Here is a 16,903-nt window from a genome sequence, read left to right as displayed (position 1 = left end):
TTAATCCCTAATATCGTAATACAGTTTAAGGTATTGAATCACCTCGATCGCATGGGGGACTAATTCGGGTAAATAATCTTGCAATGCCTGACGGACCGCATTACTAAATGTGACCGCATCTCCGGTTTTATTCTTCACAAATGGCTCAATTTTTTTGATGAGTTGCCAGTTACTTTCTACATTTTCTGCCCGCATTGCTTGCTCTAAGGGCGATGCTACGGTCTCATCGCTGATTTCTGGTAAAAGACGACTGACAAAAGTAACCCGGTGTAAAACGCGCCAGCAGGCGGGTTTCTTGTCACTTTGTTGAGCTTGTCGCATTGCGATCGCATTAGGATGATCACTTTCAGCCAACCAAATCGGATCCACGACCTTATAATACAAGTCCTCAAAGTTTTCTTTGGCACTGTCTAAATAAAACGACATCCAACGATAAGCATCCACCTTACCCACTGCATTGACGGGATTTCCTGCGGGATCATACTCTCGGACTAAACGACCCTCCTCATCTCGATAATACACCTGTAAGTCCCCAGGCACATCGTGACCAATCTCCATACTAAACGTCTTCTCACTCTCTTTATCCCTGGTTCGAGACATACTATAACCCCCACCAATGGCTGCTTCAAACTCCACACCCACCCCAATACTAAACACCTCTACTTCTGTGTTAAACGTCCCCCCTACAGACCCACTAAAGGAAAATGAACCACTGGTGCTTTCGGTCCGCACATCAGAGGTTTCTGTGGATTCTTCATAAAACCCCCCGTCAGCAGTCCAAATATAGGTATTGGCAATATCTCGTTTGGCAAATTTTTCTGGCAAACCCTTATTACTGGCAAACGTTTGGGATTTCTCCGAAACCTCTTGAATGCCTTGGGCCGCAGTGGGGGAAGCACCCGACAACAGACCTCCTGCCGCTTTGGCCGCAGCCCCGACAATCTGCGTCCCCAACGTACTATAATCGGTCCCGGCATTATCATAAAAATTCTTTAATGCCTGTTCTTGTTTCTGGATCTTCCGTTTCAGTGAGTAGGCTTCCTTGGGTTTAAAATAACTATATTCCCCATAACCCGAAGCGTCGGCATAGTCTGGGTCTAGGACAATGCGCCCTTGGTCATCATACCCCACCCGACCATCTAACGTGCCTTGTTTCACATAGCGCGGATTAATCGGGAAAGGAATAATATTCTTATCCTTGGGAATATCAGGATTGGGTTGAATACTAAACGACACCAAAGCATGATTATGGGCCAAACGCAGGGCAAAAATATCCGCAGTCTCAGACTGGACGATCGCAAAACCCACATTTCCAGCCAGCAAACGCCGTCCCAATGCCGGATTTAACTGTTTATCCGCCGAAGCGTGTTCCCAGGCCCCTCCTAACTCAATCGTCACCGTCTGGGTTTTATTAATCGAAGTGCCAAAACTCTCCTCATTGGACCAACCTGCACTTCCTTCAAAATGTCCTTTAACCCCCACCTCAAAATCTAAATCCGTCGCTTCTGTCCCCAGTCCAAACCCCATCGGGGCAGTGATTAACATGGTTTTATTCCCGGCCCCCACATTCACCGCAGCATCAAAGGCCCCATCAATACTTCCCTCCGTCGAAGAAGAAATACTATAACTGACGGTTTCACTTTCCGTTAACTCAACACTGGACAATTGACCAATAAACGAATAGTTATGAATATCCACACTAATCGCCCCATCGGTCAAGTTTTCACTGGGGACAGGGGGAACACCCTCTACAAAACCAATAATCTGCGGGTTAAAGTTCGCCTGGCCAATCCACTCACTGACCAGATTACCCACTTTATACCCTGTAAACAGCTTCCAGACCCCCTCTTGTAAATAGCTATAACAGCGCTTCATCACCCCAGTAGTATTCCCCCGACTGTCTTTTTGTAAATCACCGTATTCTTGAATTGATAAAGCTTGATCTGCCGTTTGATGGAAGGCCGTTTCTACACCCGCTAAAGCGGAACGAATCATCGACGCATCATTTCCCACTGGGGCCGTAGATAAAATCGGTCGAGGTAGGGCATCCCCTTCAGGTAAGGTAAGATTATTCCCTCGTAACCCTTGATCATAAAGGTGAGTTGCTCCCTCTTCTGTCGAAGGATCATCAAACGTATAATAAGCAATCAAATCCTGACGTTCCCCTTTCAACCGAGAGAACAAATTATCCATTAACTGTTCTGGGGTTCGACGAGTCCGCCATAAACGCACTTCCTCTAATGTCCCTCGGAATAAATCAACCGCTTCCCCTTCTTTTTGATAACCGCCTAAACTAAACGTTAAATCTCCCCATCCCGCTTGAATAAAGGGATGATCGGGTTTGAGGTGTTGAGTTGGGGTAGGAATCCCGTTAATATACAATCGGATTAAACTGCCTTGAGGATCAGGATTTTTCACCCATTGCGGCCCTTTGAGTTTGGCGTGATTTTCTCCTTTTTGGTCTAAGGCAATATTCCCCTCATTATCTTCTAACTGCCACCAGGCCATTAATCCCTGTTCATGGCCTTTTAAAGTTGCCCCAATTTCTTCAGCAGTACGGGCTTTATTCCACAATCGCACTTCACCGATCACCCCGGTAAAATAGTTCATGATGCCTCGTGCTGTCCCCGTTCGTCCAATTTCTACATTATTCTCTCCTGCGGTGGGTAAGGCTTTTTCATGGCGACTTGTTCCCCCTCGCTCACCATCAAGATAAAATGTAATTTCTAACCATTCTTTCAAATCTACCGATTCCACTAACTCCAACTCTTGAGTTTGGGTTTTCCCTTCAGCATCCGTAAATTCCAGGGTTTGTTTCCCTTTTTTGGAGGTTTGAGTCACACCTTTTTTACAAGTGACCGCAAGACGATGGAATTTTCCGGCAGTTACAGTGGCAGTGGAACGATAGGTATAAACATTCCGTTGGCTATCTTCAAAAGCAAAACAAATTTTACCTGCCCCATCCAAAGATAATTGATAAGGGACGCGGTGTTCATCATCTCCTAAATAACCATGACTAATTAACCCTTGGACACGGCCTAAACTTTTCACTTGTAAAAACAGTTCTAGGGTCAAGTCTTCGGTAATATCTAAGGCAGGATTACGACGAATTTCTAAGTGGCTTTGCCCATCAAACGCCAAGGCGTAAGATTGGGTAAAAGTATAGGCCAGATGATTCCATGAGTTTTGGGGTAAAGGAACTTCACTCCGAATAATTTGATTCCCTTGATGGTTGTGGTTTTGCCCTTCACTCACTCCCGCTAAAATATAATATTGGCCTTTTTCTTGTTCTAAACCCAAAAGATAGGCTGATTCTTCACTGTGGAGTTGGATTAAGCGACAATGGGTATAAGTCCCCCCGGCTGAGTTAACCCAAGTTTCTAAGGTAAAATTGCGTTCAATATCAAAGCTGGTATTTTCGGCGACAGGATGGGTTAACAAGTTAGTTTTACCATCGAAATAATAGGCTTTTCCTGGGGCATCAGAAGTCCATAAACTGCCCATCCCTTCACGGACTTTTACTGCTTCTCCGTTATGCACCTCAGAGGCGTTACTTTCGGCAAGGACGATGAACTGAGGCGACCCGGTTTGTAGGCTATAGTTAACGGGGGTAATAGTGGCCGTCGCATTTTCAGGAAGACTCACTTTACCATTGACTATGGCGGCCAATTGTTGGGGGTTGCGAGGCAGATTTTGCCAACGTTCTTCAATGCCTAAAGTTTCATTTTGGATTGTTAGGGTGCAGGTGTCTTCAGATTCGCCCTCAGTGATGGTTATTTTAGCCGTATTCGGGCTTTCTCCTGCGGTTCGGGCGATAAAAGTTAAACCACTATTGGGGAGGTTAAAACGGCTTTTAAACACCTTGGTGTCGTAATAAGCAGCCATTAACTGGTGTTCAGGATTTTGGTAATAAAGAATGAGTTTTCCTGAAGCACTATCAAAGAGGACAGGAGAAGTTAAGGTTTGGGTAAATGCCAACAGGCCACCACTGACATTGAGGCCAGAGGTATCTGTGTAAAGGGAGTGGGAAGATAATTTTACATCTGTAATAATGCCCCCACTCATCATCTCCAGTTCCGCTTCTTTATTTTTAAGCAAATATTGGAGATTTTCCAGTTTTAATTCTTGTTCAGCCAAGACATTTTTTTGATAGTAGGCATTTTCGATTTCTGCTATGGTATTTGCTAAAGCAGTTTCTTTTTCTTTCAGTAAATCGGCCTGTGATTTCAGTTGTTGATTGAGTAACTCTCCTCGGATGAGTTTAAACGTGCTGTCTTTCTCAGAAGGACTTTGGCTTATGCTCAAACTGTTTCCGTTACGACAAAGCAAGTTACCAGAGCGACGATTTTTAATCACAACCGCTTCTAAGTTATCAGTGAAGGTCACTCGCCATTGGGCGCGATCCATGTTTTTATCTTTCGTAAAACCAGTGCCTCCTTGTGGGTCGTAGAAGTACAACTCTTCATAAGCAGATTCAGTTTTTAGGGCATAGTAGCCATTTCCCGTATCCACAAATTTCCACCAACAATCATGATCAGGCGCATTCCCAATCCCCCAATCAGTGTTAACATAAAATCTAAAACTACTTATTTGATAGTAAGCATTTCCCACCCCAGGAATATGTAATTTAACTTTGTAATTAGGCAGTTTATACAGTTGTTTTTTCAGATGTTGTATTTCTGTTTCTAAACTGCTTTTTTTCTGTTCCAGTTGAGAAATACTCGTAATTTGCGCTGTAGAAGCATTGATCTCACTTTTAACCTGTTCAATGTCTTGGTGAATTTTCAAGACTTCGGCTTCCGTTTTACTGGTATCTGCTGAGTTACTCCCTTCCGGTTTCTGAATGGGGGGAAGTACCATCCGGTCTGGCAGACGGGCTGTTTTTCCTTCCCGTGAGACTGCAAAATCTAAAGTTGCAATTTGTCCCGTTTTACTGGTTGCTGCTAACATCACCCGTGCATTTTTCTTCATGGGTCTGGGTTGTTGATGGTAGCCTAAGATGGCATCTTCCTGTTGGAAATAGAGTTTAGCTGCTAAACCCCGACAGGTGAGGTTGGCAATTTTTTCAAGTTCGGCAATTTCTTCTGGGGTTAAGGGGACTTCTTTTTCAATCGTGGTTTCTACGTTACGTTGTAAAGTGATTCCTGCATTTTCCCAACGAGGACTTCCTTGTACTGTGCCTTGATGACCGTTCCCAGACTGGTCTGTAACGACTGTACCGCTTCCTTCTTCAAAGGTGTATTGGAGGACTAACCCTTCTTCCTTCCCACTAACAGACCAATGCTGATGTTCTTGAATTTCTTGCTGTGTGCGGGCTGTTTTCCAAAGTCGCACTTCTGCAATGTTACCATTCCAGCAGGTGTCATTAGCCCAAGTCCCCCGACCAATAAAGAGTTTAAGGATTGTCCCGAAAGTGCGAGATTTCCCTGTGCCAGAGTGCCATTGTTCCCCATTACAGTAAATGGTCATTGTGCCGTTATTACCATCTTTGACAAATGCCCAATGATTCCATTTTGTTTTGTAACGATTGTCGATCGCTTTATCAATGCGGTCTGCGGCATCACTTCCCCCTGCCCCTGCATCCCAGTAAATACGACTATTACTCCAAGGAAAGTGTATCCCCAGTTCTCGTTTTTTTTGATTATTTTCACCATCTATGATTGAGGAGTCAGTGGGTAGTGCTGTTCCTCCTTTTGCCCAAAACTCGACGGTGGCACAGTTGCCAAGGTCTAACCCTGCTGCAATGTTGACAGCGATACAATCATTGCTGCCATCGAGATAGAGGCTTTTTGGGGTAAAAGATTCTTGGGTGGTTTCTGTGACGAGAGCTTTTTTGGTGGGTGTGTTATCACTGTTGGTGACTGTAACCGCTTCTTCTGGGGTGGCATTTTCGGTGATGGGGGTAGAAGGGGGACTGATGGGGGCATCTGAGTCAATCCAAGTGACGGTATTTTGGAAAATACCATCATGATGACCACTGAGATCCCGAACCCGGTCTTCACTGCCTTCGTCAAAACGATAATACCCCACTAACCCTGGTTCATTGCCTAATAAACGCTTATTTTTATGAGTTTGCAGTTCTTCTTGGGTTCTGGGTCGATTCCAGACGCGAACCTCATCCATCTGGCCTTCAAAGAGTAAGTCATTGCCTCGATTACACCCCAAAATATAGTTTGGGAAGCTGGCTTGCAAACTTCGTTCGACCTCATTCATTAATGTCCCATTGAGGTAAGTTTTTATCTTTACTCCGTCATAACTTACAGCCAGATGTTGCCAATAGGGGGTAGCCAGCCCAATAATAACTCCTTGATTGTGCTGGAAGCGATAGCGGCCACTGGCATCAAAATCAATCTGAAAGGAATTGGTTCGTGATCCTGATGCTGTACAAGTGCTAAAGAGTCCTGTCCATTCGGTTTGATTGGTATGAGTGGCTTTTACCCACATTTCCACACAAAAGCGATCGCTTGTCCATTCTTCTACATCCACCTGGACAAAACCATCACCCAAGGATAAGGCTTTGGCGACATAATCTGTTGGTTTTGTGGTGGTTTCAGTGGCGTTTTTTTGTTGTAAGAGTAGGGTTTGGATGTCAAGGGCAGATTCTTCTGGGGTTTCGATGAGGAAACTACTTTTTTGGATGCCTGGATGGTCTCCCAGGGGTGCATCTGAGGCGATCCATTTTGGATTGTTCACTAATGTGCCATGATAGGCGTGGTCGGTTTGGTCGTAGGCGGTGTCTCCTCCTCCTTCATCCAGTCGCCAATACCCTTCTAAGGCGGGTTCATCCCCGGTTAAGCGTAATTTTTTGGAGTAGGCGATTTCTTCACTATCTAAGGCCCGTTTCCACAGACGCACTTCGTCGATGAGTCCAGTAAAATAGGCTTTGCTTTTTGGACTTCCACCGATGAGGAAAGGGGTTTTGGGGTTATAAGCAATTCCATCTTGTACTGTAGCTTGTTCTGCTTTCTGCTCAAACCCGTTCACATAAAGGGCTAACACCCCGGTTAAAGCGTCATAAGTTCCGGCGATGTGGGTCCATTCTCCGACTTTAATCTCTTCTTCCGTGGCAATTTGATGATGGAGTCCCACTGCACCATTATGGACTTCTATTTGCAGTTTTCCCTCTGCCAAACTCAAGCAAAAACCGTTCTTTAGGTTGGCGGTTTTAACGTGATTATAGCGTTCTGCGATCGCTTGGACTCCTGAGACATTTTCGGGGCAGATCCAGGCTTCTAGGGTCAAGGAGGCGGCTTCTGGCTCAGTTCCACAGTCGATATGTTGTTGATTTTCTCCCGTAAAGTGCAGACCAGACTCCGCTTGGTTGGCCTTGTTGACCATCGGGATTAAAGGTTCTTTTGTAAACGGACAAGCCCCTGGTTCTCGCTCCAGTACCGAGGACTGATATTCTGGATCTGGACTGGTGTAGAGTTGCGTGCCTGCGGGGTTAAAGAGTCCCTCACGACTCACCTCTAGGTTATAACTATCAATGCGATCGGTGAGGCTGTTGTGAGAAAAGATTTGCCAACGTTTGACCCCAGAAACCTGAGTGGGGAGTTGCAATACTGTAAAATTCCCCTTCTGTAGGTTTTTCACAAAGTCCAACTCTTGGGTGGGTTCAAAAAAGAAATTCCCCTCCATATCTTTTGAACCCATACTATCATTGGCCCCCGCAGGTTTTGTTCTGTGACGACTGCGACGATAACGAATTTCAATTTTCTGGCGTAATTCACTGCCTGCTAAAATAAAGCGATCGCACAACAACGTATTATGAACAATGGGAAACTTCTGCCCTTGATGCAGCAAATAATCACTTTCGGGTCGGTTAGGGTCTCCTGATGCCGTCCCATCTAACAATTTAAACACCATATCGGGGTCATCTTTCCCCACCGACTGACGAAAAATAAAAATATGTTTATTATCACTCAAGACCTGAAAAGGAGTATTAGCGGTTAAACGGGCCGTAGAAGATAAAAACCCATCCCTTTCTTCCGGTTGAAGTTCACCTGGTTTAGCTTCACTGCGACCCCCTTTTTTCACCATCGGCATGGGGGTTGTCCCAGTAATACTATACCCCACTTGTTCAATTTCATAAGGAAACAGCAACGGTTTAGGGTCTTCTGGCCAATAGTTCACATCCAGATAACCCTTATCTTGTTGAGCAATATCTAACACCGCGTAGTAAATGCGTCGGTCTTCATCCATCGCAAAGGCAATCACTGTGCCTTTATGATTGACCATGGTGGTGTAACAATATTTACGAGCAGTGTAGGTGCGAATTAATTCATCGGTGGCCGTTGCTGTCATAGTAAACACCCAAGAGTTTTCATACATTTAAGCCTACTAGAAAGGGGTTTGGGGGTTAATTTTCCCGTAATAATACGCAAATTTTGCGCAACAAAACGTTACCTTAAAATAAGGGAGAACCCTGACAACTGCTTCCGTATCAGCATCAGCATTACTTGACTGAAAAGTTCCCCCCAAACAACCAATAACCAAGACGGAACACCCCAACTTAAAAAACCGTCTAAAAGGGTTATAGCGAATTCAACGGTGCATTCTGTGCTTATTGCGTTGTTAGTGTCACTTGTGATGGTTGCAGCATCTCCAGGGGTGATGCTTGCGTCTTCTCCGATGGTGACTTCCCTCGAACTGCGGAAGCAAACCCCAGACGCAATGGTGTCTTTGGACTACTGGACTCCTGCTGAACAGGAGTTTATTCTGGAGTATATGACTAACTTTATCTCTCAGTCAGCCCATTTGCCTGAACCCCCCACCGAGGAAATGCAGCAAGCACTCTATAACCGAGAGGAAACCCAAACCTTACTCGACAATGCGCGGAAAGTCTGTCGAGGAGAGTCTTCGCAATGGGGGAATAGTTGGGATAATTTTGTGATGGAGTTAAATAGTTTTAGCGAATTGTGTGCAGAGTGACGGCGATCTGATTACCGTGTATCCTACTCACAGAGAGGCTAACCGCTAAATTTCCTATGACTCAAGCCCAACCCCCGACGGGACAACAGAAAGCTCCCCCTCTGGCCATGACTTGCTCTCGGCAATTCATTCCTTGGTTGCAGGAGCAACATTTTAGTATTGCGTTTACGACATATCAAACCAATCGTTTATTTTTACTGGGGTTAAAGCCTGATGGGGTATTATCTATCTTTGAACGGTTATTTGACCGTCCCATGGGGCTTTTTGCGACTCCAGAACGGTTGTATATGAGTTCTCGCTTTCAGTTGTGGCAGTTGGATAACGCTTTAGAGGAGGGGGAGGAGCATAAGGGGTATGATAAGCTCTATGTGCCTCGGATGGCTTATACAACGGGGGATTTAGATATTCATGATCTTGTCCTGCTCAAGGGGAAACGGATTGTTTTTGCCAATACCTTGTATAGTTGTTTGGGGACAGTCAGCGATCGCTATAGTTTTGCCCCTCTCTGGCAACCTCCTTTTATCAGTAAACTGGCCCCAGAAGATCGCTGTCACCTCAATGGTATCGCTTTAGTGGATGACAAACCCCGTTATCTCACTGCCGTGAGTCGTTCCGATGTGGCCGCAGGATGGCGACAAAAACGCCAAGATGGGGGGTGTCTCATCGACATCTACAGCAACCAAGTTCTTCTCGACTCCCTCTCGATGCCCCATTCCCCCCGATGGTATCAAAACCGCCTCTGGTTGCTCAATTCGGGAACGGGGGATTTTGGCTATTTTGACTTTAAAACAGGACAATTTCAACCCCTTACCTTTTGCCCTGGATATCTGCGTGGCCTCGCCTTTCATAAAGACTGGGCCGTTGTGGGCCTCTCGAAACCCCGTCGGGAAGATCAAACCTTTGCGGGCCTGGCCCTAGATGAGCGTTTGGCGGCTAAAAATGCCTCGGCGGGGTGTGGGTTACTGTTTATTAATTTAAAAACGGGCAATATCGACCACTGGTTACAAATTGAGGGAATCATTAGTGAATTGTACGATGTACAATTGTTGCCAGGGGTTCGCCGTCCCATGGCCTTGGGCTTTAAAACAGACGAAATTTGTAAGTTTATTACCATTGCCCCCACTCCCAAAACATCCGTTAAATCGCGTAAAAATCAACCGATGATTCAGGATGCCCCCCCACAAGAATCCCTTAATGTTTTCCCCACTCAGTCCGATGAAGAATTGGAAACCGAGAGTCAGTCTCAATCTAAATTTTTTAAGCGTTAATTTTTTAGTTGTTTAGGGAAAAATAAGTTAAGATTGAGCCGTGTGATCGAACTCTACGTGCTAAAAACCATTAAGATCACTCAACTGTTCACTCAACTGTTCACTCAACTATTCACTCAACTGTTCACTCAACTATTCACTCAACTATTCACTCAACTATTCACTCAACTATCAAAAAAGGGATATAAAGGAGGGAACGACAAACGCAAGTCTGTCTCCATCTGGGGTAAACTCACGATTTGACAAGCAGGAGTTTGCCAAAGGTTAACACATTTTCGTCCATTCCTGTCTGCATTCTTCCCTAAAACAGCCCATTGAAGGCGTTGATCCCATGTTAGTCAAAAATAGGAATATTATGGAGAGAGTGACGGTAGGATTTTGGTAGGTTTTCCGGTAAGATATTGGTATTCTATAATAAAATATCTTATTTGTCAATGAGAGCTTAATTTTTTGTAATGCCTGAACTGCTTTCTAGGTGAGTTTATTTAGCCCAAAAGACTATCGAACGAGGAAACGTTAACTCAAGACCGATAGATGCAATTCAATTAAAGATTATTAATTAAATTGGACTGATCCCAATGATGTAGAGGAGAGAACCACCATGAGTAATTTTTTACTGGAAGAAAATGCCCCTTTTGAGTTTGCACAACCCCTTCCTGCTCCCACCCTTGCAGATATTGACGGAGACGGAGATTTAGATGGGTTTGTGGCCACCAATAGCGGTGGATTTTTGCTGTTTTATGAGAATTTAGGGGATAATAACTTTGCGGCAGCCAAACCCGCCAATCTATTCGATGATCCACCTGCGTTTTCGGGGTTAAATGAACTCTCCTCTGTTACTCCCCCCAGTGAAGTGCAAAATGCGGGTTTAGGTGGTGTATTTGGCGATCGCGCCAAACCCAGCATTATTGACATCGACGGTGATGGGGATTTAGATATCTTCGTTGGGGAATATACAGGCTTCACCTATTTTTACGAGAATAAACAGGATAGCACCGGACTCCTTGAATTTGAAACCCCAGTCCCCGCCAGTCAATTCGGAATCACAGACCCCATAGACGACGGAGACTTTCAGCAGTTTTACTACGCCTCCCCTACCTTCGTCAATGTCGATGGAGATAGTGTCGTTGAATACGCCTATGTTGGTGGCTTCACCGAAACCGGGACAACCCTAGACACAGCCCTGAAAGTCTATAAAAATCAGAGTGAAGACCCAGCCAACCCCAATTTTAGCCGCTTAACCGGGTCTGACTTTAATCAACTCTTTACCACCATCATCACCATTCCCTCCGGGACAGACCTGGGAGTGAGAATTACCCCAGAATTAGCTGATTTTGACAGAGATGGAGACGAAGACCTCTTTCTCGTCCAAACTCAAGTTGGGGCTGGCCCTGATCTCATCCGCTACTTTGAAAACACTGGAAGTGATGATGACCCAGCCTTTATCGAAGTCAACCCCACCAACACCGCACACCCCTTTAGAAACATTAATTTAGAATTTAGCGACATTTTAGACCAAGGGGTTCTCGACATCGTAGATTTAGAAGGGGATGAACTCTGGGAAGCCTTCCTTGGGTCTCGCTTCACCGGACAACAAGATGGAAACTATATTGACTTCTTCAGCACCCTCCCCGAACCCCCTGAACCCGAACCCCCAACCGAAAACTTTCCCGACTTTTTAATCCCCAACCAAAGTGGGGGGTTTACCGTCGGGGAAAACGGAGGAGATAGCTTGCAACTGCAACTGAGAGGAGAAAACCTCACCGAAATTCAAGAAGTGACCGTCATTTTTGAAAAACTGAACGGCCAAACCATTTCTCAGACCATCGAAGCCTTTTCCATTTTACCCTCTATTTTCCGGCCCAACGGCTTTAACCCTAGTAAGCAAAGCGCGATCGTTGGAGACGTTGACCCTGGTGATATCTTTAGGGTAGAAATCCAAACCCTAGGAGGACAAGCCGTCTTTCAACAAGTCAACCGTCTTGGTGACGGTCAATTCCGTCTCATCTTCCCTGGAGGAGTCACCCTAGACTTACAACAAACCATCGAAGAACCCCCACTCGGTGTAGGAGATGACCAACGACAACGGTTAGAACTCATTGACTTAGAAGAAGTCTCTGGGACTCAAGAAGCCACCTTTACCCTGTATCGAGAAGCAGACTTTAACAACGTCGTGGGATTATACCGTCTCGATGATACCAGTGGCGCAGTGGCCGGAGTCTCCCCAGGGGAACAAGGCTATGCTCAAGCGGCCTTGAGTAACCGCGTCGGTGGGGTGAACTTGAGTGTCGCCGATGAAGCTGTTGCCACAGCCAGTGGTGTACTAGACGGGGAAACCTTGTATGGTTTATTTATCATTGCCGATGGTAGCGTCGAGCAGTTTTTACGGGAAAATCCCACCAACAGTAATACTCCCAGGGAGGATAGTGAAGATGAAGAACCCGTCAGAGCCTACTTTAATTTTGCCAATGCCAACCCTGATGGTGCAGATCACATCCGCTTGTTGGGGAATAATATTTTTGGCTTTGAAGATTTGCCAGGAGGAGGTGATTTAGATTTTAATGATCTCATTGTTCAAGTGGATATTGCTTAGATAATTCCATGATCTCTTACTATCTCTTTTTTGAATGATTAACAGAATTCGTTGAAACTTGAGAACTTGTAATGGATTATCCCCCAAATCTGGGCAACATTAGGATAAGGTGAGATATGGTATCGCCTGTATATTTACCCCCAAAAGACAATCTTGTTAAACAGCATTGTAATTATTTTTTCGTGACGCTTTAACTCAAAAACGAACTATGTCCCAATACATTCTCCGTCAAAATAACCCTTCTCCTGAAACTGAATTTCAAGGAGAAAAACCACCCTTTAACCCCTTTGAAAATCCTGAATTTGGGCAACCTTCACCTGCTCCGAGCTTTGCCGACTTTGATGGGGATGGGGATATTGATGCTTTAATTGGACTGAATAACGGTAATATTCAGTATTACGAAAACGACAATAATCAATTGTCAGAATTTGTCCCCCCCGGAAGTGATCCTCAACCTTTTGAATTTGTCACTGTTGGCCCGGAAGGAAATGGCCGAGCAATCCCCACAACCGTTGATATTGATGGTGACGGGGATTTAGATGTCTTTGTGGGGGATTATGATGGGTTTGTCAATTTCTTCCGCAACGAGGGTAATAATATCTTTACCCTAGAAGGAAAGGATGTATTTGGCATTGAACAGGGAACCGCCGAGAATGAAGGATTTTCCCAAGCCATTCCCAAATTTTTTGATGAAAATGGTGATGGAATTTATGATACCGCTTATGTCGGTAGTCGCTATTTTGTAGAAAATAGTTTCAATGCCACAACTTCCATCACCAATGCGTTACGAGTTTATAAAAACACGCAAACCCAAGCTGGCACTCCAGAAAACCCAATTGATCCGAATTTTGAGCGTGTAACGGGTGAAGAACATCCTTTTGCAGATGTAGAAATTCCCTTTACGACTGACCCCAATGATGGGATTTCAGAAGTTTTGGTTTCCCCGGAATTGATAGATTACGATAACGATGGGGATCAAGATGTCTTCTTCATCCAAACAGATTTTAAAGCCCAAAGCGAACCCAAGACAAAAATCCGCTTTTTTGCCAACGAAGATGATGGGTTTGTCGAAAAAATGGGCAAAGCTAACCCATTTAATTTAGTCAATACTCAAGAAGTAACGTCTCTTGACCGAGGGATTATTGACTTAGTTGATTTTAATAAAAATGGAGAAATAGAAGCCTTTGTCGGGTCAAGAACCCAAGGGATGAGTTATTTCACCAAAGCTCAACCCGAAAAGCAATATAAACCGATTCCTGCCAATGAAGAAAGTCGTTTATTTCCTCCTCTCGAAATCACCAATCAAGAATTTATTGCTCCTGTTGTTCAAGATTTTAATGGGGATGGAACGCAACAAACTGATAAGTTTTCTGGGAAATTTGTAGATATTATTGCCGGGACGGAAAGCAATGAAATTCTCTACTTTCAACAAAGTCAGGGAGAAAGTCGTTCCTTTGAAAAAGCCCGGACTCTGGTTGAATTACCCGATGGCAAGACCTACGGCAAACCCACTCTCTTGGATGTAGAGGGGGATGGGGATTTAGATTTATTTGTCGGAGATAAAGCAGGTGATATTTATTTCTTTCGTCAAGAAGATAATGGCGTAGGAAATTTTGAAGACTTTGAAGTTAATCCGTTTGGTTTATCTGCTGTAGAAAGTTATGCCTCTCCCTTTGTGATGAATGATGGGACGTATGACTGGTTGTTGGTCGGTTCTGCCAAGGAAACGGGGGCAGGACAGGATTTTGTTAAGGTTTTCAAAAATGAAAATACAGTAGAAGGAGAAGACCCGAATTTTGTCGAGGTGACGGGAGAGGATCATCCCTTTTTCGATGTCACGGTTTTAGAGGGAGATGAACAAGAAGCCACGCGGATTGTCCCGGTACTGGTGGATTATGATGAAGATGGGGACTATGATGCGTTCTGGGGACAGAGTGAACTGGATAGCGGAGAAGGGAAGATTCGCTATTTTGAAAACCAAAGTCCTACTCAAAGTGAAAAATTAGAAGATGCCTCCTTTGTTGAGAAATTCGACGTTGAAAACCCGTTTTACGAAATTAACCAAGAGGAGGCTGAAAAATTATCCCTCGTCACTCCTGCTTTTGCAGATTTTCAAGATGATGAGTTAGACCAACTTGAAGTCTTCAGTGGTTCAAAAACCATGGAAGGGGAAAACGGGTTACAGTATTTTGTTTTAGAGGGGTCAGAACCTCCCATCCCTGAAACCCCCCCTGAACCTCCTACTCCTCGTCCTGATGATGATGACGATGATGATGATGACGATGATGATGATGGTGGAGATGATGTTGATGATGGCCCCGGTGGTGGGTCTCAACCCAAGTCCTTGACGGTTATTAATAATGTGTTTGTGGTGGGGACTGACACGAATTTAGAGTTGAAGTTAGGGGGAGAGGTCAATATTGACCGCGTGTTAGAGATCACCATTGCTTTTAAAGGGGATAACCCTGGTCGCGGGAATGCCTTTGGCCGTCGCAAGTTACTCTTTTCTCCCTTACCGAAATTCTTACGGCCTCAAGGGTTCAACGGGAACCAACAAAATTTATTCCTGAAAGCGAATGCAGGACAGGAGTTCAAAATTGAGTTACGGACTCTAAGCGGAGAGGTGTTTACTCAAGAGAGTAATATCACCGAGATGGAGTCTGGAGAGTTCAAACTGGAGTTTGCCCAAGGGATTAGCTTAGAATTACAAACCACAACCCAAACCATTCCCACCCTAGGGATGGGTCAGTTTGAAACCGAGGACGGTGAACAGATTGAGGTCTTAGATTTAACCTCTGTTGAAAGTGAGGTGACAGCAGAGTTTTCTCTGTTCCGAGAGGCGAATTATACGAACTCGGTGGGATTCTACCGCATTGATGACCCCTTAACTGGGGCTGTAAATGGCCTGAACCCGGAAGATGAGGGATATGCGGAGACGGCCATCAGTAGTCGCTTGAGTGAGATTAGTTTACAAGTGGCGAATCAACAGGTTAATAATACCAGTGGTGAGTTTGCAGGTGGGGGCTATTATGTGCCGTTCTTAATTGTGAATGCGTCTCCTGATGAGTTCTTGGAGGAAAATCCAGAGAATCAGCTTGGGGATGAAATTCAGGCGTATTTCCCCTATATGGGGGCGAATCCGGATGGGGTGGATCATATTCGCCTTTTGGGCAATAATTTGATTGGTTTTGAGGATTTACCCAATGGGGGAGATCAGGACTTCAACGATATTATTGTTGAGAGCATTTTTGGCTAGTTCTGGAGGGGTGTGGACTCCTGCAAGTCAGTTGACCCTAGGGTTTAAACCCTAGGCTTAAAGCGTAAACCCGTTAAAATGGCTTCCCCCTATCAACTATCAATTATTAACTATCAACTCCCCATGATCGCCACTCGTATCAAACAGAATACCCTACAACAAGTCGCGTCACTGGTATCTCAGTTTCCTTGGGTGGAGGGACAGTTGGTGCGGTTGTGTCGTTCACCTTGGGCCCGGAATCGTTTAAAATTGGGCGCGATCGCGTATGCGTATTTAGCCCTCGATCTCCCCAACCCTCGTCTGGCCACCCTAGACCATTACCAACTCTGGGTTAACTTACAAGAATATCAAGGCATCTTCTTATACTTTTTTGGACAATCCCTCGAACCCTTTGCCAGTGGGTTAGTAACCCAATTAGTCCAACCGGGGAATACTTGTGTCGATGTGGGGGCTAATATGGGGTGTTATACCTTTTTATTGGCCAGTCAGGTAGGGGAAACTGGCCGAGTGTTGGCATTTGAACCGCAACTCACACTACGGACATTATTAGAGCGTTCTGTGGCCAGTAATGGCTATGATAACTTTGTGCAAATTGAACCCTATGCTACATTCAGTCAATCCGGGGAGACATTAAGACTTTATACGTCTTGCGATCGTCACAATTCTGGAATTGCCTCGATGATCCGCTATGGGGACTTTTTAGACGCAGATCGCCAGGGTAAGCTCATCTAATTTAGTAACAAATGCTACTGAAAAAAGAATAATACTATGTTGAAGGAAAAAAAGAATAATTTTGATAAAATCTCCTGAGTAACCCCAATTAAATCTTACTCAAATTCATCATTATGTCCAACG

Annotated in this window: 6 protein-coding genes; 5 read left to right on the top strand and 1 reads right to left on the bottom strand. The window is 44.8% G+C overall.

Going from position 1 to position 16,903, the window contains the following annotated elements:
- Complete coding sequence (locus tag PN462_RS06195; RefSeq protein WP_272127150.1) at positions 1–8,331, bottom strand: LamG-like jellyroll fold domain-containing protein; 8,331 nt, start codon at positions 8,329–8,331, stop codon at positions 1–3.
- A gap of 258 nt (positions 8,332–8,589) precedes the next feature.
- On the opposite strand from PN462_RS06195, the gene PN462_RS06190 reads away from it, so the two are divergent.
- The 5 genes from PN462_RS06190 (at position 8,590) to PN462_RS06170 (ending at position 16,780) form a co-directional block, all read left to right on the top strand.
- Positions 8,590–8,931 (top strand): hypothetical protein, encoded by a 342-nt coding sequence (locus PN462_RS06190; RefSeq protein WP_272127148.1) that lies wholly within the window; start codon positions 8,590–8,592, stop codon positions 8,929–8,931.
- Between the two features lie 56 nt (positions 8,932–8,987).
- On the top strand, positions 8,988–10,199 hold the full coding sequence (locus tag PN462_RS06185) for a TIGR03032 family protein (RefSeq protein WP_272127147.1): 1,212 nt from the start codon (positions 8,988–8,990) through the stop codon (positions 10,197–10,199).
- Between the two features lie 601 nt (positions 10,200–10,800).
- Positions 10,801–12,792: a DUF4114 domain-containing protein gene (locus tag PN462_RS06180; protein WP_272127146.1), complete on the top strand. Its 1,992-nt coding sequence runs from the start codon at positions 10,801–10,803 to the stop codon at positions 12,790–12,792.
- Between the two features lie 208 nt (positions 12,793–13,000).
- Positions 13,001–16,048: a DUF4114 domain-containing protein gene (locus PN462_RS06175; RefSeq protein WP_272127145.1), complete on the top strand. Its 3,048-nt coding sequence runs from the start codon at positions 13,001–13,003 to the stop codon at positions 16,046–16,048.
- Positions 16,049–16,126: 78 nt separating this feature from the next.
- Positions 16,127–16,780, top strand: a complete 654-nt coding sequence (locus PN462_RS06170; protein ID WP_272127144.1) for an FkbM family methyltransferase — start codon at positions 16,127–16,129, stop codon at positions 16,778–16,780.
- Positions 16,781–16,903 lie beyond the last annotated feature (123 nt).

The sequence above is a fragment of the Spirulina sp. CS-785/01 genome (assembly GCF_028330525.1).
GTDB lineage: Bacteria > Cyanobacteriota > Cyanobacteriia > Cyanobacteriales > Spirulinaceae > JAQMSD01.
The sequence above is the reverse complement of the archived record's forward strand: the minus strand, read 5'-3'. Positions and strand labels throughout refer to the sequence as shown.

Coding starts and splice junctions, on each gene's coding strand:
- PN462_RS06170 (WP_272127144.1), top strand. CDS start 16,127: ATGGCTTCCCCCTATCAACTATCAATTATTAACTATCAACTCCCCATG.
- PN462_RS06195 (WP_272127150.1), bottom strand. CDS start 8,331: ATGTATGAAAACTCTTGGGTGTTTACTATGACAGCAACGGCCACCGAT.
- PN462_RS06180 (WP_272127146.1), top strand. CDS start 10,801: ATGAGTAATTTTTTACTGGAAGAAAATGCCCCTTTTGAGTTTGCACAA.
- PN462_RS06175 (WP_272127145.1), top strand. CDS start 13,001: ATGTCCCAATACATTCTCCGTCAAAATAACCCTTCTCCTGAAACTGAA.
- PN462_RS06190 (WP_272127148.1), top strand. CDS start 8,590: ATGGTTGCAGCATCTCCAGGGGTGATGCTTGCGTCTTCTCCGATGGTG.
- PN462_RS06185 (WP_272127147.1), top strand. CDS start 8,988: ATGACTCAAGCCCAACCCCCGACGGGACAACAGAAAGCTCCCCCTCTG.